At 63.5% G+C, this 24,705-nt stretch carries 19 protein-coding genes; 10 read left to right on the top strand and 9 right to left on the bottom strand.

Annotation, left to right across the window (positions count from 1 at the left end; all coding sequences use genetic code 11):
* Positions 1-1,039: 1,039 nt before the first annotated feature.
* The gene (locus tag NV1_RS03150; protein ID WP_067885275.1) at positions 1,040-2,062 is read left to right on the top strand and encodes a GAF domain-containing protein; all 1,023 of its coding nucleotides are present in this window, start codon (positions 1,040-1,042) and stop codon (positions 2,060-2,062) included.
* Positions 2,063-2,223: 161 nt separating this feature from the next.
* Here the strand turns inward: NV1_RS03150 and NV1_RS03145 are convergent, their stop codons facing one another.
* Positions 2,224-3,387 carry an IS110 family RNA-guided transposase gene (locus tag NV1_RS03145; RefSeq protein WP_157116471.1) on the bottom strand — a complete coding sequence of 388 codons (1,164 nt, stop codon included), beginning with the start codon at positions 3,385-3,387 and terminating at the stop codon, positions 2,224-2,226.
* Positions 3,388-3,871: 484 nt separating this feature from the next.
* Positions 3,872-8,437, bottom strand: a complete 4,566-nt coding sequence (locus tag NV1_RS03140) for an NACHT domain-containing protein (protein WP_218026911.1) — start codon at positions 8,435-8,437, stop codon at positions 3,872-3,874.
* 759 nt (positions 8,438-9,196) lie between these two features.
* Between NV1_RS03140 and NV1_RS43175 the strand changes: the two genes are divergently transcribed.
* The 8 genes from NV1_RS43175 to NV1_RS03100 all read left to right on the top strand — a co-directional run bounded on the left by NV1_RS43175 (position 9,197) and on the right by NV1_RS03100 (position 15,104).
* Positions 9,197-9,493: a hypothetical protein gene (locus NV1_RS43175; protein WP_157116469.1), complete on the top strand. Its 297-nt coding sequence runs from the start codon at positions 9,197-9,199 to the stop codon at positions 9,491-9,493.
* Between the two features lie 353 nt (positions 9,494-9,846).
* On the top strand, positions 9,847-10,509 hold the full coding sequence (locus NV1_RS03130) for a tyrosine-type recombinase/integrase (protein ID WP_218026910.1): 663 nt from the start codon (positions 9,847-9,849) through the stop codon (positions 10,507-10,509).
* A gap of 67 nt (positions 10,510-10,576) precedes the next feature.
* Positions 10,577-10,966, top strand: coding sequence for a MerR family transcriptional regulator (locus tag NV1_RS45440; protein ID WP_067885270.1), 390 nt, complete (start codon positions 10,577-10,579; stop codon positions 10,964-10,966).
* Between the two features lie 85 nt (positions 10,967-11,051).
* The gene (locus NV1_RS45435) at positions 11,052-11,471 is read left to right on the top strand and encodes a (R)-mandelonitrile lyase (RefSeq protein ID WP_067885268.1); all 420 of its coding nucleotides are present in this window, start codon (positions 11,052-11,054) and stop codon (positions 11,469-11,471) included.
* A 289-nt stretch (positions 11,472-11,760) separates the two neighbouring features.
* The gene (locus tag NV1_RS03115) at positions 11,761-12,528 is read left to right on the top strand and encodes a hypothetical protein (RefSeq protein WP_084525023.1); all 768 of its coding nucleotides are present in this window, start codon (positions 11,761-11,763) and stop codon (positions 12,526-12,528) included.
* A 118-nt stretch (positions 12,529-12,646) separates the two neighbouring features.
* Complete coding sequence (locus NV1_RS03110) at positions 12,647-13,189, top strand: hypothetical protein (protein ID WP_218026909.1); 543 nt, start codon at positions 12,647-12,649, stop codon at positions 13,187-13,189.
* Positions 13,190-13,392: 203 nt separating this feature from the next.
* Positions 13,393-14,298 carry a coiled-coil domain-containing protein gene (locus NV1_RS03105; protein WP_067885767.1) on the top strand — a complete coding sequence of 302 codons (906 nt, stop codon included), beginning with the start codon at positions 13,393-13,395 and terminating at the stop codon, positions 14,296-14,298.
* A 227-nt stretch (positions 14,299-14,525) separates the two neighbouring features.
* Positions 14,526-15,104, top strand: coding sequence for a hypothetical protein (locus tag NV1_RS03100; protein ID WP_067885266.1), 579 nt, complete (start codon positions 14,526-14,528; stop codon positions 15,102-15,104).
* A 190-nt stretch (positions 15,105-15,294) separates the two neighbouring features.
* Here NV1_RS03100 and NV1_RS03095 read toward each other — a convergent pair whose 3' ends face one another.
* A complete protein-coding gene (locus NV1_RS03095) occupies positions 15,295-15,765 on the bottom strand; it encodes a GNAT family N-acetyltransferase (protein WP_218026908.1) in 471 nt (156 codons plus the stop codon).
* A gap of 104 nt (positions 15,766-15,869) precedes the next feature.
* The gene (locus NV1_RS03090) at positions 15,870-16,625 is read right to left on the bottom strand and encodes a class I SAM-dependent methyltransferase (RefSeq protein ID WP_067885263.1); all 756 of its coding nucleotides are present in this window, start codon (positions 16,623-16,625) and stop codon (positions 15,870-15,872) included.
* Positions 16,626-16,720: 95 nt separating this feature from the next.
* Here NV1_RS03090 and NV1_RS03085 point away from each other — a divergent pair, with 95 nt between their 5' ends.
* The gene (locus NV1_RS03085) at positions 16,721-17,383 is read left to right on the top strand and encodes a chloramphenicol phosphotransferase CPT family protein (RefSeq protein WP_067885763.1); all 663 of its coding nucleotides are present in this window, start codon (positions 16,721-16,723) and stop codon (positions 17,381-17,383) included.
* Positions 17,384-17,474: 91 nt separating this feature from the next.
* Here the strand turns inward: NV1_RS03085 and NV1_RS03080 are convergent, their stop codons facing one another.
* The 5 genes from NV1_RS03080 to NV1_RS03060 all read right to left on the bottom strand — a co-directional run bounded on the left by NV1_RS03080 (position 17,475) and on the right by NV1_RS03060 (position 24,700).
* Complete coding sequence (locus NV1_RS03080; RefSeq protein WP_245713535.1) at positions 17,475-18,260, bottom strand: SDR family NAD(P)-dependent oxidoreductase; 786 nt, start codon at positions 18,258-18,260, stop codon at positions 17,475-17,477.
* A gap of 295 nt (positions 18,261-18,555) precedes the next feature.
* Positions 18,556-18,903: a hypothetical protein gene (locus NV1_RS03075; RefSeq protein ID WP_067885259.1), complete on the bottom strand. Its 348-nt coding sequence runs from the start codon at positions 18,901-18,903 to the stop codon at positions 18,556-18,558.
* Complete coding sequence (locus tag NV1_RS03070; protein ID WP_067885761.1) at positions 18,900-19,265, bottom strand: hypothetical protein; 366 nt, start codon at positions 19,263-19,265, stop codon at positions 18,900-18,902. The genes NV1_RS03075 and NV1_RS03070 overlap by 4 nt, the downstream gene beginning before the upstream one ends.
* A gap of 45 nt (positions 19,266-19,310) precedes the next feature.
* The gene (locus NV1_RS03065; protein ID WP_245713547.1) at positions 19,311-19,985 is read right to left on the bottom strand and encodes an Imm50 family immunity protein; all 675 of its coding nucleotides are present in this window, start codon (positions 19,983-19,985) and stop codon (positions 19,311-19,313) included.
* A gap of 5 nt (positions 19,986-19,990) precedes the next feature.
* Entirely contained in the window at positions 19,991-24,700 is a 4,710-nt protein-coding gene (locus NV1_RS03060; RefSeq protein WP_157116467.1) for a putative T7SS-secreted protein, read from the bottom strand.
* Between the last annotated feature and the right edge of the window lie 5 nt (positions 24,701-24,705).

Genomic DNA, 24,705 nt, shown 5'->3' with positions numbered 1-24,705 from the left:
CCGAACGTCTCCAGCTGTCGGTAGCCCCCAGAATGAACGGCTTGGCGACCCGCCATCTCCTCGGCCAAGATGACAAAGAACTGAAAGCGCCGAGGATTCGCCGCCCTGCGCGCTGAATCGCGACAACCGCTGTGAGCCAGCGCATACGTGGGCCGGCAAGACCTGCCCGGCGTGCCTTTCTGGCTACACGTCATCTGTCGTCGCCTCACGTCAAATAGACTCCCCGTGATGCCACGAGACGTGGTTCACCAGAAGTTCTGGACGCGCTGCAAGCGACACATCGAATGCCGACAGGAGTCCCGGCAAACCGGGAGCGCTTCGCCGACCCTATCTCGCTAACGGTTCAGAACGCAAGATTGCGTTTGCACGCGGCGCTCCGGCTCGACCTTCGAGTTTCGAAGCGGCGCTCCAGGCCCGAGAAGGTCGAAAGCCGTTGCCCCAAGCCCGTTCCCGATCGCGGCCCAGAGCGAAAGGTGTTACTCGATCGCTATACGCGGGACGCGGACGGCAGCCCACCGATGCAGTCCGCGCTGTCGGACCGGTGGTTCATCGCAACGATCACGGCCGGATGGTCAGCGTCTCCTTGGCCAGCTCGTACCCTGTGACCATCCAGCCGCTGACCCGATGCGGGGGGCAGTGATTTTATGGATCGGACACTCAGGAGCGAGCTGACGAACGACCTCGGCCGGGGAGGAAAAGTAGGGATCGTCGAACATCACATGCTGGACTGTCGTCACTTTGCCGTTTCTCCCATCGGCAACGGAACAGGGGGCTGCAGCGCCGATCTCGGTTTCAGCAGCGTCTATTACGCTGATGGACAAGGTAATCCGCCAGCACTCGAGCCTGGCTACCGTGCGACGATCCCGCCGCGGCCGTAGGCTGCTAGAAGTGGGCGGGAAACAAGAATTCCTCCCGTGCGCGTTTCGTAGCCGTGACGGGAGGCAGGCTTGGGGGGTCAGCTGGCAGCTGGCGCTGCAGTTGAGCTCGTATCGCGACCGACGAGCAGCGGATCACCACTTACAACCATCGAGGGGGCGATATGGCAGCGACGAGATGGCTTGTGCTCGAAGTGTTTCAGGGGCGGAAGCCCACCGTGATCGCAGTAGGCAGCAGTCCGAAGACCTTTCTGCCCCTTGATCGCATCATCAGCCGGACCACATTGACCGAAGCCAGGTCCGCGATCGCACAGACGGCGGCCACCTACTTGCCGGTCGACCGGATCTCCGCCGACGGAACGCGCCGCACAGTCACTGTGCCGCTTTTGATCTCGCCGCAACGCCTGCACGGCATCATGCTCTGGTCAGGGCCGCCGAGCGAATCCCTGCCACCGCGGGACGCCGTCGGAGCCTGGTACTTCGATATCACGGCAGGGACCTCTACCCGAAGCGACGATCTGCTGGACCTGATGGGCTATCCACCGGAACAATTCGACGCGATCCGCGAGCACTCGATAGCCGCCGTGTTCGGTGACCCGCTTACACCGAACTACAACGAACAGGGCAACGCGTTGGCCCCACTCGTCGGCGCAGAAGAAGGTCACGAAGTCCAACAGGTGTGGACAGTTCGACGCCAAGATGGCGAACTTCGGGCAGCCCACTACTCCTGCCGGATCAGTCACGAACCCGGACCCGACGGCACTATCCATAAACTGGTGCGGGGCATCACACACGACATCGGTCCGGCGACCGCCACACCCATCGCACCGCCCCCGACCATCCTCGAGCACCGTGTTCTCGAAACCTCTGCCGACGAGGGCGAATTCCGCGTCATCTTCAACACCAGAACCCTCCAGATGCTGCGATGGATGGGCCCACCGATGCCGGGCATCGCATGGGAGGCTCTACAAGGCGAACCGACGCCGGCAATTCACCCCGACGACATGCCCATCGCTCGCGCAATGTCCCACGGCCTCCGCGAAGGCCGGACAGCCGGCCAAGTGCGTGTCCGTGCACTCGACGGCAGTTGGACCGCACTGGACGCCAGGTCAGTATTGATGCCGCTGGACCAGAGCACCACCGCCGCGCTGGTCACCGTCAAGCTCGCCGAATCGATCCAGCCATGATGCCCCACTGTAACAACGCTGTACGAGATCCTGATTGGCTACGCTGGTGAATCCTGACGTCGGCATGGCCGGGATCTTTTGGCATCGGCGAAATAGGACTCATCCGCAAGCGTACCGGCGACTTGACGTCCGCGGACGCACTCTCATGGCTCCCCTTTATGTCAAGGGGCAGTGGTTAGTTGGGCGTTAGGCTGGATGCTGGTAGGTCCGGGTTGTGGCTTGTCCGAAGGATCGGTGTGCGGGGTCAGGCCGGTCGCGCTGGATTCGATAGTCGTTCCCGAGTGCCCTCCCGGGCCTGCCGTGTCTCGTCGCCGCTGGTCGGCGAGCATCCGGTTGTAGACCACGTTCGACAGGCGCCGTTTGAGCGCCCGCATCGATTCCATCGAGGTCTTTCCAGCGGCGCGTTTGCCGTCGTAGTAGACGCGGCCGGCGGTCTGGTATCGCAGTTGAACGATCGCCATGACATGCAGGACTCGATTGATTCTCCGGTTACCGGCGCGGGAGAGCCGATGCCGCTGCTGCTGCCCGGATGAAGCATCCAAGGGAGCGGTGCCATTCCAGGACGCGAACCGGTCCCGGCTGGCGAAGCGGTGGATGTCATCGGCGTCCGCGAGCAGCCGGGCTGCGCTGGACGGGCCGATCCCATACAAATCCATCAGCGTTGATCCGCGGTCCAGGACTAGTTGCTTGAGTTCCTTGTCCGCGGCTTTGGTCTTGCGGTCGACGACCTCGAGATCATCGATCAACTCCAACACCAGCCGCAACCGTACCCTGGCGGCCGGGTCGGCCGGTGCGATGGTGTCAGCCAGAGCGCGGGCCTGCATCGCGGACAGGAACCTCTTGGCACCGCCGGGCACCAGTTCCAGCAGCAACCGATGGATCCGGTTCAACAGTTCGGTGCGAGCGCGGCCCAACTCGTCACGACGATCGACCAGCAGGCCGAGCGCGACCAGTTCCGGATCTGCTTGCACTCGCCGCAAATTCGGCGACCGCAGCGCGGCCAGCGCGACCGAATGGGCGTCGACCGGATCGGTTTTGCGTCCATTGCCGGTAGCGAATACCCGCACCTGCGCCGACAGCTTGGCCGGGACGTCGACCACCGTTTCACCGTCGTGGATCAGCCGGTGTGCCAGGTGCCGGCCGACACCGTTGCAGCCCTCGATAGCCCATACCCGCTCCGGGAATTGCTGTGCCGCAATGAGCATTTCCTGGTAGCCGGCATTGTCGGTGCTATAGCGGCCGGTCGCCACTACGGTGGCGGACGGGTCGATGATTTCGATGGTGGCCGAGCGTTTGTGCGGGTCCATCCCGATGATGACCGTCACGGTTTCCTTCCGAGAGTCCGAACGAACAGGTGTCCGTGCAGGAAGGCACCGCTACTTCGAGCCAGGGCAAACCCCTTTCCAGCCACGCCCGCACGGTAACCCGGTGGGACACAAGCCATGAGTGAGCCACACCAACGATCGGCGGGCAGCCGCTGAGGGAGCCTCCCACCGGGTACCTGGGCCCGATCCTGGCCGGGATCAGACCCAGGCGCCAGTCTTAAGTAGCCGATGAGCGGACGTTCTGTGGTGTAGCGGGGGCGACTGCTAGGGAACTGATCCTCACGATTCTGGCGTGGTCGCTAATCGAAACTTTTTGCCGAGAACGAGGATTGGTCCTTCCCCCACGTCGCCGCGGTGTCCAGATAGCTTCTGACCACGGCGAAGTTGATCAACTCCGGGTGGAAGTGCCCGCTGGTGCGGGATGTTGACCTTGACCCCGAGAAATGCATGTCGGAGGGACGCCTTGTCAAACACCAGTTCCTAGCTAGGTGCGCACGGCTCCATCAATTGCTCGATCGACTCCGTAGACACCGAGTTCGAGCAGGCGATCAAGGATATCGAGTAGCGCCGTGATGCGCTGTCGGTCGCGAGTCTGCGCCAACCCACGGACCACCAGATCCGAGACGTAATGAGCATCCCCGGCAGCACCAGTCCTGATGTCGGCCACGTCTTCACTATGGATGTTCAGAAAGTGGTGTACAGCGAGGTCGATGAGATCGTCGACCTTGTCCGGCGCTTCCTGCAGCGTGATGAGCAGTTGCCGGGCCGCGTGTACGTAGCTTGGTGACGCGATCAAGTCAGCCAAGAACTCGGTGTAAGGGCGCAGGTCGTCTCCACGCAGGTGACCGGCCAGGGTGCCGACCTTTTTCCGAACCTCATCGTCCTCGTCATGCATCAGCTGGCGCAGAGTGGACAGCACGAGTTCTGAATCGGCGGATCGATCAACCCTTGCGGCGCAGACCTCAGCCAGGCCGCGTCGAACTTCCACATCGCTGGCCAGAGCTCGCTCCATTAGCGCTGGACGCCCCCATTGCAGCGCAGCAAATGCCGCCAGGCAACCCCCTGCCCTCCGAACCTCGGCATCTGTTGAGCCGAGCATGCGATTGATAACCGGATCGATCACCTCTGGATCGGCGTTGCCGATATAGATCATCAGGTCGTCCAACCTGTCCGAGGCAAGTAGGAGATCGTCGGCATCGATGAGGCGTTCGAAGGCTGTGTAGGCCGTTGGCCGTGCATGCCGTAGGCAGGCAGCGATGGTGTGGGCGACACAGGCGCGGACATTCAGTACTGGGTCGCTCGCCAGCTCGGCGAGGCGCGGGGCCACGAGTTCCGTGCGCGTGCCATCAAGGTCGTGGACCAGGAGGTCGCCGAGCGACTTAGCCAAGCTTCCTCGCGAGGTGTTGTATCCGTTCTGGAACATGTCACGTCCGGGTTGGTGGTCGTCTCGGCGTACGAAGACGGGCGAGTTGTCGACAGGGTCAGGAGCGTGCAGCGCTCGGTCCAGGACCATCTCAACGATGTCCAAAGGTGCCTCGTCATAGACGTGACGGACCGCCCAGCCAAGCCAGCGGTCACAGTTATCGAGGCCGAGGCTCATGACGTAACGGATCGCGTCGAAGACAGCGTGCTGCGCTCCCTCCGGAATTGATGCTTCTCCGAAGCCCCACAGGATCGCACCGGGATAGGCCGCGTTGACCTCGGGCGTCAATTGCATGGCCAATCCAGCGAATCGAAGAGGATCCTCAGCCGTGCGCGCCTTCAGCTGCTGCGCCAACTCGCGAGCACCGCCTATCTCGCTGCCGAAGTCACGGTCGTCGTTGCCGTGCTTTGCCATGGCCTGCAGCCACTGTGCGTTGCTCATCTTGCCTGTGGCTGAGCCACCAATCGGCGACCCGACCGTGTACTCGATGATGCCGGTCGGTGGCTCGGGCAAATCGCGGTCGAACTTGCGCTGGTACTCCTGTAGTCGTCGAAGTCCCAGCGGTGTTAGCCGCCCGGGGTCGAGCGCTGATAGGAACTTGAAGGCGGTGTAGCCGAACGACCGAAGCCTGTAGTGGAGGTCGGAAGATTGGTATGTCGCGGGAAGGTCTCGGAGCTGCTCTTCGAGCTGAAGGTGGACCTCGTCGCTGACAATCGGCGCTATGGCCTCAACGACCTCACGCGAGAGCCAGTGCGAATCGGACAAGTAGCCCGCTTTCAGGCGGTTGCCACCTTGGAGAATCAGCTCGGCTGCCCACGAGGCAAAGGTCACGGCCCCAGCAATCAGTGCGCGATACAACAACGACTGCGCTGCGTCGTGTTCGTTAGCGGCCAGGAGCTGCAGCATCGACTCGATGGCTTCCGGCGACGTCTGCGCACACTTCCCGAGCGCGTCCGCCGCGCCGTTGTACAACGCGTCACCGACGTCGCCATACCTTGGCTCCATTCGAAGCCTCAGACTGAAGTGCCGGTCGCGAAGAAGATCCTGCTCGAGACGGTCGTAGTGCGTGGCCTCCATGATTGCCAGCAGGTGCGGAACGAACGCCTCGGCGAACGCTTGCGGTTCTGCTTTGCACGCTGTCTCGATCATCTGAGTGGCGCCGTACTCATGAATGCCGAGGAGCGTTACTTTGCCGTCGCCACCGAGCGCCAGAGCAGATGGGCTCTCCACGAAGCAGGCCTTGAGCATCTCGATTGCCCAAAGTGGCTGGTGTTCCGCCAGCTTGTGTACCGACAGCCAGTGGTTCTGATCGGCTGGGTCGATCTGGCCGGCACGGATTGCGTCTAGCAACAGCTCGAACAGCCGCCGGTGGAGGTGCAGGTCGGCGCGTTGCGTCACCCAACGGAGCCACATCACATAGTCGGGTGACTGCTTCCGCGCCATCAAGAGGTCAGCCACCTCGGCGCCATGCTCGGCTCCGGCGCTGCCCATCCAGTTGACGCTCCTATCGCGTAGTGCGGCGTCGCCGCCGTCGAGCCACCTTTCAATGTGACCCTGGGCGTAGAAGGGGCCGAACCACGTAGGGCGTGCGAGCTGCAACAAAAGCCGTTTCGTGAGCGTGGATCCCCTGTCGGCAAGGCGCAGCACAAGTTCGACATCCTCGAGTGTCGGAGCACTGACGTTCGCGAAGACGGCAACCACTGTCTCCTTGATGTGGAAGCGAATATCTGCGCTGCTTAGGACCGCCTCGACCTCCGTCCGGAACCGATCGGGATCTCGCTCACGGAGAAGCTCGAGGATCTGCCGCACCTGTGCGCGTCGGAACAGTTCTTGCTCTTGGGCGCAAAGGAATTCGACCATCGACTGGTGTCGTGACAGCCACTGGCGGGCGAATGTGAAGTCGAAGAACGTCTCGTGAAAGAAGGAGACCCGGTCGTCTTCGATCGCGATGACCTGTTCGGAGGCGAGGACCCGTGCGTGTTTGATGAAGTCGCCAGGACCGAGGATCTCGACAGGGACGGACAACGTCTGGTTGTCGCTCGCGGTGTGAGCGATCCGGGCCAGCACGTCGTTGAACAACGTTCCGGGCCGTCGCTCCTCGGAGGTCTGTTCTTTGCGCAGCCAGAAGGCTTCGAACAACGACCCTCGGGAGGTGAAGTTCAAGGCACCTGGCTGGTCGGCGATCGTCTCCAGCAGGACAAGGTTAAGCGGTGACCGGAGGAGTGCACGTTGCGTAGCAGTGAGCAATTCTGGATCGAGACCCATGGCTGCGACAGCGCCTGCCGCTGCTTCGTCAGGTAGCGGCTCGACGGTCAGGCGCTCGACATCGTTCCGCGCATCGAGTTTGCGGATGCGGTGGTCGTTCTCGACGTCGAATAGTCGGCAGGCCAAGATGACGCGCACCCCGTCAACCGCCGTTGCTTCTCGAATGAGATCGGCAATGACGTCGTAGCGCTCTGAGAGGCGCCCAGACACTAGCGACACGGCGTCGAGTTGGTCGATGATCAGGAATGCGTCGCGGCCGTCTGCCGCCTGTCGCAACGCCGCAACCGGCGAGATCGAGAAGCCCAGCTGAATGCCCAGTTCGACGGTCGAACCGAAGGCGCCACGGCGGTCGAGCCGGAACGCCAATACCTCGGCGTCCTGCGCCTCGAACTCACGGGCAGCCTGGTAAAGCACAGTACTCTTTCCACCACCGCCAGCCCCGACGACAAGTGCAAGCCGGGTCGTAGTCATGAGGTCGACGAGAGCTACAGCTTCTTGCCTCTCGATCGGTGGCGAGAGCAGTTCGCGCTCGATCGTGCCGCGCCAGCTCTGGGTCGTTGCCACCACCTGCTCATGGGACGTTCGCGTGGTCTGGGAGCCGCGCCTTGTGATGCCCTTTCGAGCAAGAGCGTCGAGCAGCTCGCGTTGCGTCATCCGCGTGCGCAGGTTGTCGAGCAGTACCGCACCTATGGCCACCGCCATGAGGTCGCCGGTCGCGCCCTCCAAACTCACGTCGGCGAGCATGGCGTTGGTGATGACCATCTGCTCTTCGACTTCAATCTCAATCCACATACCGCGCAGGGTCTGCCAGGCCGCCTCAGAGCTTCCGAAAACATTCGCCGCGGTCAGCTCATCGAAGCTTGGTCTCAACTCGCGCGTGAGCTGATGCGCAACGAACTGCTGTGCGTCCGCCGATTGCCGTGACAAGCCAGCCATGACCCGAAGTGCCCCACTCGGAGTCATCGAACTGAAGTGGAACTCACGCCCAGCAGCAACGTGGCGAGCAGCTGCCGCCAAGACTCCGCGACCTCTTAGGGCTGCGATCGTCCAGTGATCGGTGATGTTGTTCTGGCGCTTCACCTGGGTCACCGCGATGTCGCCGTGCTCGTTGACGTAGGTGAACTCCGAGCCGTCAGCCAGCTCAGGGTCGATCTCCTCGAGCGTGAGACTGCGGCGCCCGTCCTGGATGCAGAGCAGAGCGTGACGGATGGCCCAAGCCAACTCGTATTTATTGCCTAGCTTGTCCGCGACGCCACCACTGGCGCCGGCCATTCGGGACGGTGCCAAATGCTTTGGCGTGGCAGGTGCCGTGCTGCTCGACTGTTCGTATTTCTCGATCTCCCCATCATGACAGTTGCTCATGACATTCAGCTGTCAGCTCCAATCATTCGCCAGGACACCGATTCCCGCGCCGACACCGTGGTGGAGGTCCAGCTTCACCAGGCGGTCCGTTGCTAACCCCACATCGGCTCGCCCGAACCTGTCGGCTGGTGCTCGCGCGGCTGAAGCGCGCTGCAGGGTGGCCGCGGCGGTCTCCGTGTCGCACGGCTCGGATACTGTCCCCGTCAACGAGTTCAGGGAGGGTGGCTTGTCTCATTGCCAGAGGGGCCGGGGCGGCGGTCATCGTCACTGACACGCTTTGATGATCGAGCGCAGCGGCAAGCTGGCGCGGACGGTCGGACCGCGCCCTACTGGTCTCGCTCGGTCACCTGATCCTGCAGCAGTCCCATTCGACGGCCGACGCCATCCAGGCGGCTCGACAGGTCACCGAACATCCGCAAATGCCGCTTACAAGGCTGTTTGTCCTGCAAGGGCAGCGCTGACGCCCGCACCACGCTGCAGGCCGCCTACGACACCGGCCCGGGTAGGGTCTGCCAGATGATCGAGATCTTGGATCAACTGGACATGCTCGCGAGGCCGGACCTCCAGCTGTCCTGGCTGTGTTGCGCTGGCGTGCCATACGGGGCGATAGCTGCGGAAGTTATCCAGCCGGACAGGATTACAGAGCTTTCGTACCCGCTCATGTATCGGACTGTCGACTCCCCAACCGGGTGCTACGACAGCGACGGCCGATGGGTCTCGCGTGACGAGTTGATCTCCAACGCGCTAGGCGAGAGGGCAATGGTTCACTTCGCAGGCGGAACCAGCTATCTGGTCAAGAGCGGCAGGGTGGCCGGATTCGCGTTGTACGGCAGGAACAGCCACCTCGAACACTTCAACTTTCTTCGCAACTACCGCGAGTTTCTGGACTACTTCGGCCCACCCGACCTCGCGCAGGAGCAAGTGGCCTACGGCGACCTGATGGGCTACGACAACTACTACCGGACCTGCCTGAAACATGTGGCCTGGGATAGCTGGTCCGAGCGGGTCTCGCTCATCAATCTCGGTGAGTACGAAGGCAACGACGCGCCCCGATAACTGGCGGCTTTACATCCAGGTCGAATCGTCCTGTCATGCCGCGACCCGCGCTGGTCCGAGCCGTAACGGATTCCGGTGACCCCGGGTCCGGGCGCATCGTGGTGTATGAGCACTTCAGCTGACATCGATGTCGCCTTCGCCGGTGACGATCTCGTGTTGCGGCTGGCCTCAGCGGCCTACCTCGCTCGGTTCTCCGGAACCTCTCGCATCCACTGCACCTCGGACCTGCGCCTGTATTTCGCTTGGTGCCTCGAGCATCAGGCCAGCCCGCTGGCGATGAACCGGGTCGAGGTCGAACGCTATGTCGGCTGCGTGAAGTCCGCCGATTCAAACCCGCCACCGTCGCCAGGCGCATGGCGGTGGTTACCGGTTTCTACCGCACCTGCGTCATCGACGGTGTCCTGGAACACTCCCCAGCCGAGTACGTTCGCCGACCGCGGGTGTCGAACGAGTCACCGACGCTTAAACTTTCACATCTGCAGTTCGAAGCGCTGCTGAGCGCTGCACGCGACTCGGCCAACCCGTTCGACTTCGCGCTGGTGGTCATGCTCGGAATGCTCGGGTTGCGGATCTTCGAAGCCTGCCACACCGACATTGCCGACATCGGCGAAGAACACGGCCACCGAGTCCTGCGCGTGGTCGGTAAAGGCGCCAAGATCGTGCTGATCCCCTTACCGCCCGCAGTCGGACGCGGCATCGACCGCGCCATCGCCGACCGTGACCTCGGGCCGATCCTGCTCAACACCCGCGGTCGGCGGATGGATCGCCACTGCGCCACCCGGCGCCTGCGCGCCCTGGTCGAGGTTTCGGTGGTCCGGCTTCCCCACATGCACCCGCACATGCTGCGCCACACCTTCGTCACGACCATGCTCGACGCCGGCGTCGACCTGCGTGATGTTCAGATCGCCGCTCGCCATGCCGACCCGCGCACGACGATGCGCTACGACCGAGCTCGAACCAACCTCGACCGGCACGCGAACTACATCCTCGCTGCCTACATGGCTTCGGGCACATGACAACTCAACACTCACATGCCGATGAGCGCGCGCCGGTAGCGCGTCGATGGTCGATAGGGTCGGCGGCATGGCGATCTATATCGGTGAGGCTGCGACGCGGTCGGGGCTCAATGTCGGCACGATTCGCTACTACGACTCTTTGGGGCTGCTCTGCCACGCCGATCGAGACAGCGCGGGCAGGCGCCTGTTCAACGATGACGCGGTGCGCTGGCTGGTGTTTCTGCGGCAGATGCGGGCCACCGGGATGCCGCTGGATCGGCTCCGCGGCTACATCACCCACCGCGAATCGGGCGCAGACGGCGTCGCGGGTGTCCTGCGCGTGCTCGGCGAGCACCGGAACGCCATGCTTACCGCTCGTGCCGAGCTCGACGAGTGTCTGGCTACGGTCGAGGCCAAGATCGTCAAGTACACCGGCCTGGCCCGCACCGGCCAAGGGCCTGGTGCACCGCAGGTTTGACCTCGAGCCCACTCGAGCACCTAGCGTCGCCCGGGACCGGCAGCCGCCGGCACCGAATTTCAGTGAAAGCCTGGAGGTCGACGCCGTGATCGTCATCCGCACACACCCCGACAGCACACCAGCACCCGCGCAACGGTTCACCGGCGACGTCTTCGTCGACGAACTCGCAATCGCCGACAAGCCTTCCCGGCTGCGCGCGTTTTCGGTCCACTTCGCCCCCGGCGCCCGCTCGGCCTGGCATTCCCACCCCTTCGGGCAGATCCTGCACGTCGTCGAGGGTGTGGGCCGCGTCCAAGCCGAAGGCGGTGCGCTCCAAGAGATCCGCGCCGGCGACACCATCGTCACCCGACCCGGCGAGTACCACTGGCACGGTGCCGCGCCCGGCTCTTTCATGACCCACATCGCCATGCAAGAGGCCGACGACGACGGTGTCGACGCTTACTGGCGCGCACACGTCGACGACAACACCTACCTCGCTGCACCCGGCACCGGATCGTGTTCATGACCACCGGAAGATGCATTCGGTGACCGTGGACGTACGCCGAAACCGGCACGGGTGCGAGCAGTCGCAATCCGCTGATTCTCGTGAGTTCTACCAAGGGCGTCGGATCCGCTGTCCGACAAAGTAGCCAGTCCGGCCGACCGCACGCGTCTGCCGATGAGCGAGTGTTCGAGTGGCCGGTTCGTGCAGGAACGGCGGGCAGCCGCTCTTCCGCTTCGGAGCACGTGGACCGTTGCTGCGTGCAAGCATCGCGACAGAGAATTGGTCGACAACGCTCTGTACGATTCCGGTCGTGAACTGGAATGTCGCTGATCGAGAACTGGTTTCGTGGCTCGGCGCGCCCAAAACTGATCTCGGGTGGTGTGGGTACAAGATCGACTCACAACCCGATGCGACGTGGCTGTTGCATGCGATGTACGAGCACGAGTCGGGCCAAGCGGAACTCACCTACGACCAGCAGCAGCGGCAGCGACTGGCCGCCGGACTCGAGCAGCGGTCGACAATCCCCGGATTCGATCTCGACGACAGGTCGGTCTTGATCGGAAACGAGCTAGGCCGCTCCGTGCATCCTGGACCAGGTTGGAAAAGGTTGCGCTGGACCGAACTTGCGCCCCGGCTCGGCCAGCCAGCAGTTGCCGAGGGGCAATACCCCAGTTTCCGCAGTCTGTCCGACGCACACCCGAGCGGGAGCTGGCCGGTGAGTATCCGCCCGCCTGCCGAGGGCTCTCTCGATCGCGAGTCGTGGCAAACGCTGATCGACGTTCTGATCGCCTGGTGCCGGGGTGGTGCGGATACCCCGTGCGTGGCCTATTTCGGCCCGGCAGTCAGCGGTGAGTTCGACACCGGAGTCACTGTCTGCGGCCTTCTCGGCGACGCCGCAGACCTGTACGACCATCCCAGCGGAGTCGGCTCACCCTCGAATATGTGGGCTGCCGACCGGTCCTGGATCACCTGGTCCGATTGGGACCTGTGTGGCACGAAAGTGGCTGGCCCGACCGAGCTGATCGATCTACTCCAGGCGGCACCCGATGTCGAGGCACTGCGCCTGCCCTGGTGCTGACAGCTGAAAATTTCGACCTTGACCAATAGGAACGCCGGAAGGCTTGCAGATAAGTGGTTCCTGGTTATGGTGGTGGCGTGATTGTTTCGGATGAGAAGGGCGCCGTGCGCCTTCGCCGGTGAACCCCGGCAAGGCCTGGACGACCGACACCGATCGTCGTGCGGCCAGGCGCAGGAGATCTCGAGATCAGGTGCCGGTGCGGCGCCGGCCGCGGGCTTCCATCAGCGAGATCAGTTTCGACTACCGTCCGGGACCGCCCGGACGCACCGATGTGCATCGGATCATTCCCTGCATCGATACCGTCCCCTTGCTCGATCTCGTCGACAGCTTCGAACTCAACGTCGGCATGCAGCCGGCGGGCGGCGCCTATGGCGGCATCGTCCCTCGGTTCGTGAAGTTCGGGTCGGCGATAAGTCATTTCCACGGAACCACACGCCTCACCAGCGAACAGAAGACACCCGTACTCGCCTGCGAATGCGGGGAGTTGGCCTGTTGGCCGATGCTGACCCGGATCACCCTGACCGGCGATCTGGTCGTATGGGATCGTTTCCAGCAGCCTTACCGCCCTACCCGTGACTATGGAACCTTCGGGCCGTTTCTATTCGACCGCGACCAGTACGACAGCGCCGTCCGGACTCTCACCACTAGGCACGATGAATAGGGCAGGTCCAGCTCCTGAACGATCGTTTCAACACACCATCATGCCGCTACCCGCGCGATGTGCACTGCTGCACGGCAGTTGGTTCTCGCTCGATCCGAGCGGTGCGCACGGCTGGATCGTCGCGGTCCCTTTCCGGGCCGGCCAATCGCTGACCATGGCATCCCACGGGGCGGATGGCGCGCGTGCCCGTAGGCTGGGGCGGCATGACGCTCGACCAGGTCGTGGCCGAACTCTACGGGCTCCCGCCCGCCGAGTTCGTGGCCGCCCGTACCGAGCGGGCGCGCCAAGCCCGCGACGCCGGGGACAAGGCCCTGGCCGCCGCCATCGGCAAGCTCCGGCGGCCGACGGTCGCCGCGTGGGCGCTGAATCTGCTGTCTCGTGAGGCGAGCGATGACGTCCGCGCACTACTGGAGGTGGGCGACGCCCTCGGTGATGCCCAGCGCCGACTATCGGCCGAACAGCTGCGGGCCCTCACCCCGCAGCGGCAAAAAGTGGTCAACGCCCTCACCCACAAGGCCGCCGAGCTGGCCACGGGCCGGGGCCAGCGGCTGTCCGAACCCGTCCTCCGGGATATCGGCGCGAGCCTGCAGGCGGCACTGGCGGATCAGTCGGTCGCCGACAGGCTGCGCACCGGAACCCTCACCGCCGCAGCCACTTACGAGGGATTCGGCCCCGCCGCGGTTCCCGGCGCTGGGCACCGCAGCCGCGGAACGCGCTCGCCGACAGCCGATCCCACCGAGGATCGCACTGAGAAATCGGCCGCGCGGACTCGTCGCCGCGCCGATCCCACGGCTGCCGACGGGCCCGCCCCCGATCCCCAGGCCGAGGCGCGGCGCGAGCTCGAGGAGATGCTCGCCGAAGTCGAATCCGCCCGCGCCGCTGTGACTTCCGCACGATCAGACCATGACACCGCGGCCGCCGATCTCGCTGATCTCGACGGCCGCATCCAAGCCCTGCGTGCTGAGCTGACCGAAGCCGAACACCGCCGCCGATTCACGGCCGCCACCGAGCGTTCGGCTCGCGAGGCCATGCGGCGTGCGCAGAAACATCTGGAGGGTGTCGAACGCCGCGTCGAACGGGCTCGCAAGCAATCGACTCCCGGCGTCTGAGCGGACCCACGCCGTATCGGGCGCGGCAGCGGTCAACGCGCGCATTCCGTCGACCATGAACCGCAGGGCCGCCACCCCGCCGGTCCGCGGAAGGAGGTGCCGGCACCGGTCATCTGGCTCAGCCCGTCGAGCTCATCCGTACTGAGCACGTGGGAGTGTGCGTCACCTGGCAGCAGTTCGGGAGGTCACGTTTCTCTTCCGAACGGCAAAGCACCTATGGTCACCACATGAGCGAGGTCGCGTCGCAAGATGATGTGGTTTGGTTTTGCCGACAGGTACGGGCACGGTCGAATGAGCACCGAGAAGTCATGTCGGTAGCGGCTCAGCGAGGATGGTTATCCACCGCCGTCGGTACCTTGCGCCAGGAATTGGACTCTATGGTCCGCGTCATTTTTCTTTTGGAGCAGGTCGACACCGGACTCCGCAGGCAACTTCTACACCAAGCTGTCGCCGGCGAGATCTGGACGCTGCCCACGAGCAACGGCCGGCCGCGGCGAGTGACCGACCGCGACATGGTCGATCTCGCACAGAGGATTCACGAGGGGTGGACCGAACGGGTATATCGCTTCGGTTGCCGCTTCATCCACCTGTCGAACATGCACGACTACCACGCCCGCGACCCGTTTCGTGGCCTGCCTTGGGAGGAACGCGAAGACATCGCGCAGTACCTACGCTACTACCACGACGGGGATGTGTCAGCCGAGTCGACGTTCGAGGAAGTCGCGGCTTACGCCCCAAGGGTTCTGGACAAAATCGCGTCAAATCTGGAGCACAGCCTGCGCGACCTCGAACGCCGAGCGGGTTGAGTCACAACTCTCCGACGCCCGGATACAGGCCGGTCCAGCAGTCTCGTCACCTGAGCGGGACGAACGGCTATGGCTAGGCTGGTAATTCCGACGGCGGCTTTCGGTGAACTCCAGCGTCGAAGGGCGCGAGAGCTGTTGATATCGGCGAAATCCGACACCATCGGCGACCGTCCTGCGATGACCTTGCCGGTCACGAGTTGCGGTGTAGGTCCTTGGTGAAGACGACTCGATCCACTCCCGGCCCGTTGTAGTCAGCGACCACGCGGGCTTCGAAGCCGAGGCGCTCGTGAAATGCGATCGAGCTCCGATTGTTCGGTGAGGTGATGGCCTTGAGGCCGACCGCGCCCTGTGCCGCCGCGGCCGCAGAGAACGCCTCGTACAGACGGCGGCCGAGCCCGGTCCCACGCGCGTCGTCACGAGTGGCGATCAAGTGTGCGTAGGCCATTCGCTCCGGGGTGACGAATCCGAAGACATATCCACGGATTCCGTCGTCGGCGGCTGCCGCAAGATTCGTCTCGGGGAACTCGTGCACCAGCGCGGCCACATGCAAGGACCGCAGGTCACGCTCACCCCAGAAGCGAGCATGGTTGTCGAGCACCTCCCGGTAATCCCGCATCGTCGCAGGCACGATCACCTCACCGGTTCGTCGGAGTTCGGTCACCTGCCGATCTTCGCACCGCTGGCATCCCCGAAGGGGCATAGCGCGGTAACGGTGTCTCGTGCGCGTCGAGCACGATCCGATCGGACCTTGCCAGGTGTGCCCCGTCAGAGCTTTATGGCTTCGATCAGGGTGCGGGCGGAGTGGGCGATGAACGGGCCTTGCTGCTGGATCTGGTTGTGGAGCAGGCGAAGTCGGTCCAGATGCTCGTCGACGGTGAAGCCGGGGACCATCCAGATGACCTTTCGTAGGAAGTACACGACCGCGCCGATGTCGTGGAACTCGATGCGGAGTCGCTCGGTGCGTAAATCGAGGATCTGCAGGGCGGCGGTCTCGGCGTCGGCGGCTTCGTCGTCGGGGTGGCGTCCGCGCCGTGCCTCGGGCTGTGAGCCGAGGAAGTACTCGACCAGTTCGAACACGCTGGCAGGACCCACATGTTGAGCCAGATAGGTTCCGCCCGGTCGCAGGACTCGGGCGATTTCGTCCCACCAGATGGTGACCGGGTGTCTGCTGGTCACCAGGTCGAACGCGGCGTCGGCGAACGGTAGCGGCGGATCGTCCGGATCGGCAACGACGACCACGCCCCGCGGGTGCAGTAGCGCGGTGGCCTTGGCCAGGTTGGGGGGCCACGACTCGGTTGCGGCCATGGTCGGCGGAAACACCTCGGCCTCGGCGAGGACTTCGCCGCCACCGGTCTGGATGTCCAGGGCAGCGGTCGCGGTCTTCAGCCGGGCGCTCATCAGCCGCTGGTAGCCCCACGATGGCCGCTGCTCGCTGGCCCGCCCGTCGAGCCAGGAGAAGTCCCAGCCTTCCACGGGTGCCGCTGCCGCTTCGTCCAGGAGCTCCTCGAAAGCCCGTTCCATGCGGGAGCATTCTGCCAGCCTCCATATGAAGTATCGACTGGTTTTCCCGCCACTCGGTATCGCTGGTGACCGGCCGTTGCACCATCATGGAAGACATGCACAGCCTCTCCGACACCGCCGACGACCTCGACGTTCCCGGCGAAGTCGCGCCCGGTCAGATCATTCTGCTCAACGGCGCGTCGAGTTCGGGCAGGTCGAGCATCGCCCGTCAACTCCAAATCGATCTCGAGCGGCCGTTCTTCCACATCGGCGTCGACATGATCGGCGCGATGCGCTCGGAAACCCGCACCAACGAACTCGACCCGACCGTGCTCACCGAGGTCCTGCGGCGAACCCGCGCCGGGTTCCATCGAGCGGTCGCCGCAATGGCGTTGGCGGGCAACGACATCATCATGGATCACGTCCTCAGCGAGCCCTGGCGGCTGCAGGACTGCCTGACCGTCCTGACCGGAATCGACGTCATATTCGTTGGCGTCCACTGCTCGATCGACGAACTACAACGCAGAGAACAACAGCGCGGCGACCGCCCGATCGGAACGGCAGCCAAACAGATCGAACGGGTCCACGCCCACCGCATCTATGACCTCGAAATCGACACCAGCACCGACACCATCGAAACCTGCTCCGTCCGGATCAGAACATTCCTCGACCAAAAGCCAACCCGCCGAGCCTTCGACCGTCTACGTACCACCACCGAAGCACTGACCTGCGTCAACAATCCGGCAGAGCACCACCACCGGAATCTGCCACACACCTGACGCAGCCCTGCTCACGAACCACAGACTGCGTCACCTCAACTGGCAACGGATAATCATCATCAATCAACGAGTTGCGTTGCGTCAGAGGCGATCACGCCATCCTTGCGACTGCTTTGACGATCCGATCGAAGTGCGGGCCAGCGAGCCTCGCCGCGATCTCCGCCAGCCAAGCGTCGGCACCGATCAGCACTCGCCCGCGCCCCGCCTCAACCCCTGCAAGGACGACCCCGGCCGCGGTGTCCGCGTCGGTACGCGCAACCCGGTTCTCGAACCGCTCGACCACTTCGTCCCGGTCGACGGACGCGGCCAGCAGTGCGGTCCGCGCGATCGATGTGCGGATTCCTCCCGGGTAGACGGCGGTTACCGCGATATTCGTGTCGGCGAGTTCCGCGCGCAGGCTTTCAGCGAACCCTCGGACCGCGAACTTGCTCGCACTGTAAGCGGCATGCTCCGGCATTCCGACAAGACCCACAGCTGAGGAGATGGTGGCGATGCGGGCAGCTCGGCCGGTAGCGCGCAAATGTGGCAGGAATGCCTTGACGCAGTTCACCGTTCCGAAGTAGTTGATGGCCATGACATCGTCGAATTCGCTGTAGCTGGTGGATTCCACGGATCCGACGTGCAGCACGCCGGCGTTGGCGATCAGCACGTCGCAGTGACCGAACCGCTCGATGGTGTCCGAGGCGAAGGCTGCGACCGAGTCATGGTCTCGAACGTCGACCTGGAAGACCTCGACATCGTCGGAGGTCGAACACATCTCCCGCGTCTCACGAACCCTCGCCATGTCGATGTCGGCCAATGCCAAGAGTGCACCCCGCCGACTCAACTCCAGAGCCAAAGCCCGTCCGATCCCCGAGCCCGCCCCGGTAACCGCCACCACCGAATCCTGGTAGAAGCGAGTCCTAGTGTTATCTTTCGGCTCGAAAAGCGTTCTGGCCGAAGCGATCCAACGGCGATGCATACCCTCAGCCTACTGTGGTCAACACCTGCTACGCACCACGGAAGTGTATGCGACCAGCAAGATGGCTGACAGACACGCGCGGCGAGCACGAGTAACCGGCGGTTTTTGTGTCGCCATACTGCAGTCAACCCCTTTACCTTGGTTACGAAGTCGGTCTCACTGAATTACGCGGGAGCATACTCGCGTATGCATCGTATCGAAGAGATGTCCGTCAGTTGAATTCATGCACGACTTCTATGAGGCCGACAATATGCTTGTTGAACTCACTCAGTTCGTCGGCTGGAACCCATAATTCGAGAATGGTTTCGCCACCTACCTGCCGGACGGGATATCGAGTCAGAAATCCGGTGTCTACCTGGAACCGAGTGACGTATCCCGCGCCGTCGAATTGGACATTCCAGTCACGCGCGATCTTGATCGCGTAATCCTCGTTCAACACCGGATAGAAGATCGGCTGGCCAGGAAGTCGAGGTGGCCAAGCCCGCCAGCCCGACTCGCGTACAAGATCGAGTTCGATTGGGCCGGTGGGACGCCAAAGCGTCGTGGTCTCCAAACTCATTTCCCCTGAGTGTCGGCCTGCTCGATGACATCCTGCACCGCCGCCTCGGCAACGACCGACGGTCCTTCCATTATGACGAACTCCGCTGCGGGATGAAGATAGGGGCGCGCCGAATCAGGTGCAAGAAAACCGATCGTCGCCAGTTCTTCTTCAACGTTCCCACGAGTATCAGGCCGTTTCACCAAAATGCTCAGGAACGGATCCGCAGCCAGCTCCCATCCCGGTGCAGCATCGGGGTCGAGTTTGAACGCCATCGTTGCCGAGTACACACTAGCCGTGGGCGGCCCTGATTTCCGGCCGCCTTCTTCAGGACGCAGCCATCGAACGCGCGCCGTCGCCATGGGGTGCTCGATCTCTGTCATCGCCATAGGGCAATCCCATCCGGTACTCGAATCAGACTAGTTGGACTATCCGACCAGTCTGTCGCCGACCGCAGGTGGCCTGTTGGTCTTGCCTGTCAGGACCAGCAAGCCCGAATTAGGCGGGTCCAGTGTGTCGGTCTCGCTCCCCGAGCTGAGGATCCGTGTAACGCGGAGCCTTGAAGGCGTCCTGGTGCCGGCCGGGTCTTGGACGTAGTGGAATTCGTTGCCCGGCTCGACGATCCCGCTTTCGCATCGCACGATGAAGGCCCAAGGAGCCTCAGCCGCCTCAGCAGGCGCTTCGACGACGACGACACGTTGGTCCGCCACCGGTGACGTGTGATATGCAGAAATTGAATTCAAGATGAGGAAATCTGACCATATGTCGAATGTGGTTGTCGAGCCGGGGCCGGTGGTGGCGTGGATCTGTCCGTCTTCGCGGTTCAGTTGGAGGTTGATCCGCGAGTCGGTATCTATACCAGAGATATCGGCCTTGGTAACGCCTTCGAGGTATAGCTTGATGTAGACAGTATTGAAGCCTTGATCGCGCCATTTTTTGGGCGGGTCAGAGGGGAACTCGGCGAGGACTGCGTTGATGACAGCACGCGGCCCGTCGCGGTGCAGGCATAGTTCATGCATCGTCAAGTTGTCCAGCGATGGCGGGTTATCCCTGTAGATAGCTCGTATCGCGCGTGCATCGGTCAGGAGCTCGATCCAACTCATCTTGTTCACTTTCCGAAAGGGTAATGGTCTTGTGTACCTGGGACATTCCCGTGCCTAGTATCCCAGTCGGGTCGGACGTTGAAATGCGGACCTTGGTTTCCTGCTGCGCTCGGTCCATAGTAATGCCCGGCACCGTGGTCTTGGATGACAACCCTGCTGCCGTCCGGACGGGTAAAGGTGTATTCCCGTACGTCGATCGGCATCCCGTTGTCGTCGAGAATCCGCTTGCCCCATTTGTCTGTGAACGGTTCGTGGGTGACCGCGTCGGGCTGCTGATTCATGGGGATATCGAGATCGCGTTTGGCGTTCCGGAATGCTTCGTTACGACTGGGCACGTCATCCTGTGCACCGCAATCGCTGATTGGGGCAAGGCCCAGTGGATCTATCCACCCTGTCGGGTTGTCGACGTACGTGGCGGGATTGGGTGCTGGGGTGAGGCCGAGGGGGTCAGTGGTGAGGTATCGGGCGGTGTCGGGGTGATAGTAGCGGTGGCGGTTGTAGTGGAGGCCCGTTTCAGGATCGAAGTATTGGCCAGGGAAGCGGAGAGGGGTGGTGGCTGTGCCGGTCCACGTGGTCTGACCCCAGAGCGTGGTATTGGCGCAACCCGCAATGGTTTCGGAATCGGGATCGACGAGGCTGGTCACGCTACCGACCAGGTCGGTAACAATGGCGTAGAACCGTCGGTCGACAGCGGATTGATCGAAAGTCTCGGTCTCGTGCTGCGCAATTGGTGTGACACCGCCCGGCCGATAAGTCCACGCTGTGGTCTTGCCCGCACTGTCGGTTTCGGCGGCGAGATGATCGCCATCCCAAGTGAAGTGGACGTCGGCGAGGACGGTGCCGGCGGTTGTCACGCCGGTCTTACGCACGCGCCTACCGAAGGGGTCGTACGTGTAGGTCCAACGGTTGCCGTCGGGCGTGGTGACGGCGCGGAGCCGGTCGCGTGAGTCCCATTCGTAGTGCCAAGTTTCGGGTTTGCGGGAAAGACGAGCGACCGTTTGGCGGACGGGCCGACCGAGATGGTCGTGATGCCAGGTGGATCGGCCTCCTCGAACCAGACGGGTGCCGTGGTACTCGTTGCGGGCGCCTTCGCTGTCAGGAATACCCTCAGCTGCCACGCGGCTTGTCGTGAGGTTCCCAGCGACGTCGTAGCCGTAATCCTCGGTCTGGCTGCCAGTCACGGCTGTGACGCGGCCGGCAGCGTCGAGGGCGTAGGTGCGGGCACCGACCAGGGTGTCGTGGACTGCCGCCAGGGCTGTGTCGGGCCGGTAGGTGTATGTCCGCTCGAGAAGTAGACGTTCAGCTTCAGTAGGGACGGGCGGCGGCAATCCAGGAAGATCCAGGGAAGAGACGTTGCCGCTGCCGGAACCTGCGATGAGAGTCTGTTCGGCGGGCAGACCACGTGAGGTCCACGAGGTTTCGAATACCAGGCCTCGCCCGAGGGTCCGGCGAGTCTCGCGGCCAACGGGGTCGTATTCGAATCGGATGTGTCGGCCCGCGGTCTGGATATCGACGAGACGCCCGGCAGGGTCGTGGTGGTAGTCGATGCTGCCGGTCGGGGTGGTGCGGCGGATGCGGCGACCGCCGTCGTAGACGGAGTCCACGCCGTTTCCGTCGACGGTTTCGCACGTAACGCGCCCCAAGGCATCGCGTTTGAAGACCACCTCGACGTCGCCGGTGGCGGTGAGGATGCGTCCCATCGGGTCGCGGGTGTAGATGACCTCACCGTCGGCAGCGTGCTCGGCGATCACGTCGCCGAGTTCGTCGTGCCTGTAGCCGATCTCGACGCCATCCCGGACGCGAGCTACCAACTGCCCAGCCGGGTCGTAACGGTATTCGGTTGTCAGGCCATCGAAGTCGGTCTCGGACGCCAAGCGACCACACGGATCGTAACTGTAGGTCCAGGTCAATCCCTGCGGATTGGTGACCGCGGTGAGCCGGGTCTCGGTGTCCCACCGGTAGCGGGTAACCGCGCCGTCCGGTGCGATATGAGCGGTCGGCTTGTCGAAAGGACCGTAGGTGTAGCTGGTCGTATTGCCGCTCGCGTCGGTGTGTGAGAGCAGGTTTCCTTCCCCGTCCCAGGTCCAGGTTTCGGTTGTACCGTCGGAATGTTTGCGGCGCAGCGGTTTTCCGTCGATCGACCGCTCGACGGTGACGACTGTGCCGTCGGGGCGATGGACGGCGACGACGCGACCGAGGGAATCGTGGACGTAACGTGTGACGCTGCCGTTGGGATCGGTGACGGCGATCGGAAGGCCGGCGGGATTGCGGTCGATGAGGGTGTGCCCGCCGGCAGGCGTGGTGACGATGGACGTGCCGCCGCGGGGGTGATGCTCGTATTGTGTTGTGCCGCCAACGGGGTCGATGATCGCGGTGAGGTTGGCGTGTTCGTCGTACTGGTAGGTCCAGACGGTATCGTCGAATTGCTTGACGCGAGAAGGTTTTCCGGGCGCGTGGTACTGGATGTGCATTTCACGGCCATCCGGACGACGCTGTGCGGCAAGCTGTCCCGACTCGTCGTGGCGATATCGGGTGGCACGACCCAGCGCATCGATCCGGACGTCCGGGCGGTGTTGCGAATCGTGGCCGATCGCGGTGGTGTTGCCCAACGGGTCGGTGACGGCGGCGACGTCGTAGTTCTCATCGATCAGATAGGTGTTGACGGCGCCGGTGGAGTCGGTGTGACGCGTCAGATGCCGGCCATCGGGCAAATCGAGGTAGTCGAAAGTCCCTGCGAACACACCGTCGTCGCCGTCCTGGGCGACGACCCGGCCCTCGCTGTCGTACTCGTAGCGGTAGGTGTAGCCGTTGCGGTCCGTCCAGGACGTCATCAGTTCGTGCGCTTCGTAGGCGTACTGAGTGGCCTGCCCTGAGCCGTTGATGATCTGAGTCAGATGACCGAACTCGTCGTAACCGAACGCGCGCACACGAACTCGGCTGCCGTCGGCCTCTACCACGTCCACAGCGGTGACATGGCCGGCCTCATCGAGCGACGCCAGGACCCGGTAGCCGCCAGAGTGCTCGAGTTCGACGACACGGGCGGTGTCGTCACGGCGGATGATGATCCGGTTGCCGTGGCGGTCGGTAATCGCGACCAGTGGGTAGATCCCGCCCGGCAATGCCGCATCGGGCAACCGGCCATAGTGGCGAGTCAGACCTTGCACAGGTTCGTCGAGACGGTAACCGCCGTGCTCCATACGGGTCAGCGGCTTTTTCACGGCGTGGTGGGACGGGTCGGCAGGCGAACCGACCGGGCCGTGCGGGTAGGTGACGAGCTCACCGTCCGCACCGACCAATACCACGCCGTCGCGGTCGATTTCGATGCGTTCGTCGAGGCTCGAGGCCCAGCGCCGGCCGAAGCACCGGCCCGCGTCGTAGCGACTGTGATAGCGGCGAGTCAGAACCAGCGGCAGCACACCCGGCAACACCAGATCGGTCTCCGGCAAGTACATCGCACCTGTGGCCGCATCGACCGGTTCGCCGACACCATTGCACGCGGGTTGATCGGTCTGCGCCGGTTCAGTCGGGCGCGCGTCGGAGATCTCGGGGACTTCTTTTGGAAGGTCTTGGGCGAGTCCGGCATCCGCCCCGACATCCGCCGCGCGAGTGGCAGCGGAAGCCGCATCGGCAGCGGCGTCGGCGGCTTCGCCTCCGCCGCCTGTCGCGACAGCGAGGGCGACGTTGGGAACAAGACGACCCAGGGCTTCGGCGGGGTCGCTGCTCCAACCGGCTCCGACGAGGTCATGGAATGCCGCGACCGGGTTGGTGGCCATGACACCGAGTCCCGCGGCGGTGGCAGACACGTTCTGCAGATACGTCGCAGGGTGGGTCATGTTGTACGCGGTGAACGGATTCAGCGTATTGGCCATGCGGACGATGCCGGTGACGCCTTCGATGATGCCACCGCCGAGATGATCGAAACTGGTGTTCAGTTCGGTCAGCGCATCGCTTGCATCCATGCGCAGCCGATCGGCCATGGACGGCTCCGGTGGGGCGAGCGCCGCGGCGGTATTGAGCGCGCTGACGGCTTCCTGGGAGGCCGAATTGCGCTGCTCCCGTGCGGCATTGAGCATGGCTTGGGCCTGTTGGGCCTTGCTCTTGCCGGGGTCGACGAACGGCCCGGGCTTCGCGGTCTTGCCACCACTCGAGTTATAGGCGGCGACCTGCTGGTTGTAGACGTTGACGGCATTGGTGTGGGCGGTGAGCGCTTCGTTGTACTCGGCAATTGCGCCGGCTGCCTGCCCCTGCGCCCACCGCAACACCGAGACGAACGAGTTCAATGCGTTGGCGGCGTTGGTGCAAGCATCCGCGGCGTTCTCCCATTCCCGTGGATGGTTTTGGTAGACAGTGTGAAACGCCTCGGCGGCCTGGCCGGTCCAGTTGCCCGAGTCGATCTGTTTGAGCGCCTGCGCGGTCTCCTCGAACGCCTTCGCGAACGTCTGCAGTTTGCCGACCACATCAGCCAGCGAGTCCGGGTCCCCGTGAACGAGTTCTTTGGGGTCCTGAGTCTGGCCGAGGTTCAACTCGCTCGGCGTCGCACCCAACCGGTCACCGACGGCGTCCGCGAAATGGCGTACCGCATTGCCCGCGCTTTGCAGTCCGATGTCGTCCAGCCCAGTGGCGACGGTGTCACCGACGGCTTCTACGGCTTCGCCGGCGGCATGCTCGATACCGTGGACGACGCCACCGATGCCGAGATCGTCCATGAGACCCATTGCCG

The sequence above is a fragment of the Nocardia vaccinii NBRC 15922 genome (genome assembly GCF_001613305.1).
Taxonomy (GTDB): domain Bacteria; phylum Actinomycetota; class Actinomycetes; order Mycobacteriales; family Mycobacteriaceae; genus Nocardia; species Nocardia vaccinii.
This window is presented reverse-complemented; position numbering and strand designations above follow the sequence as displayed.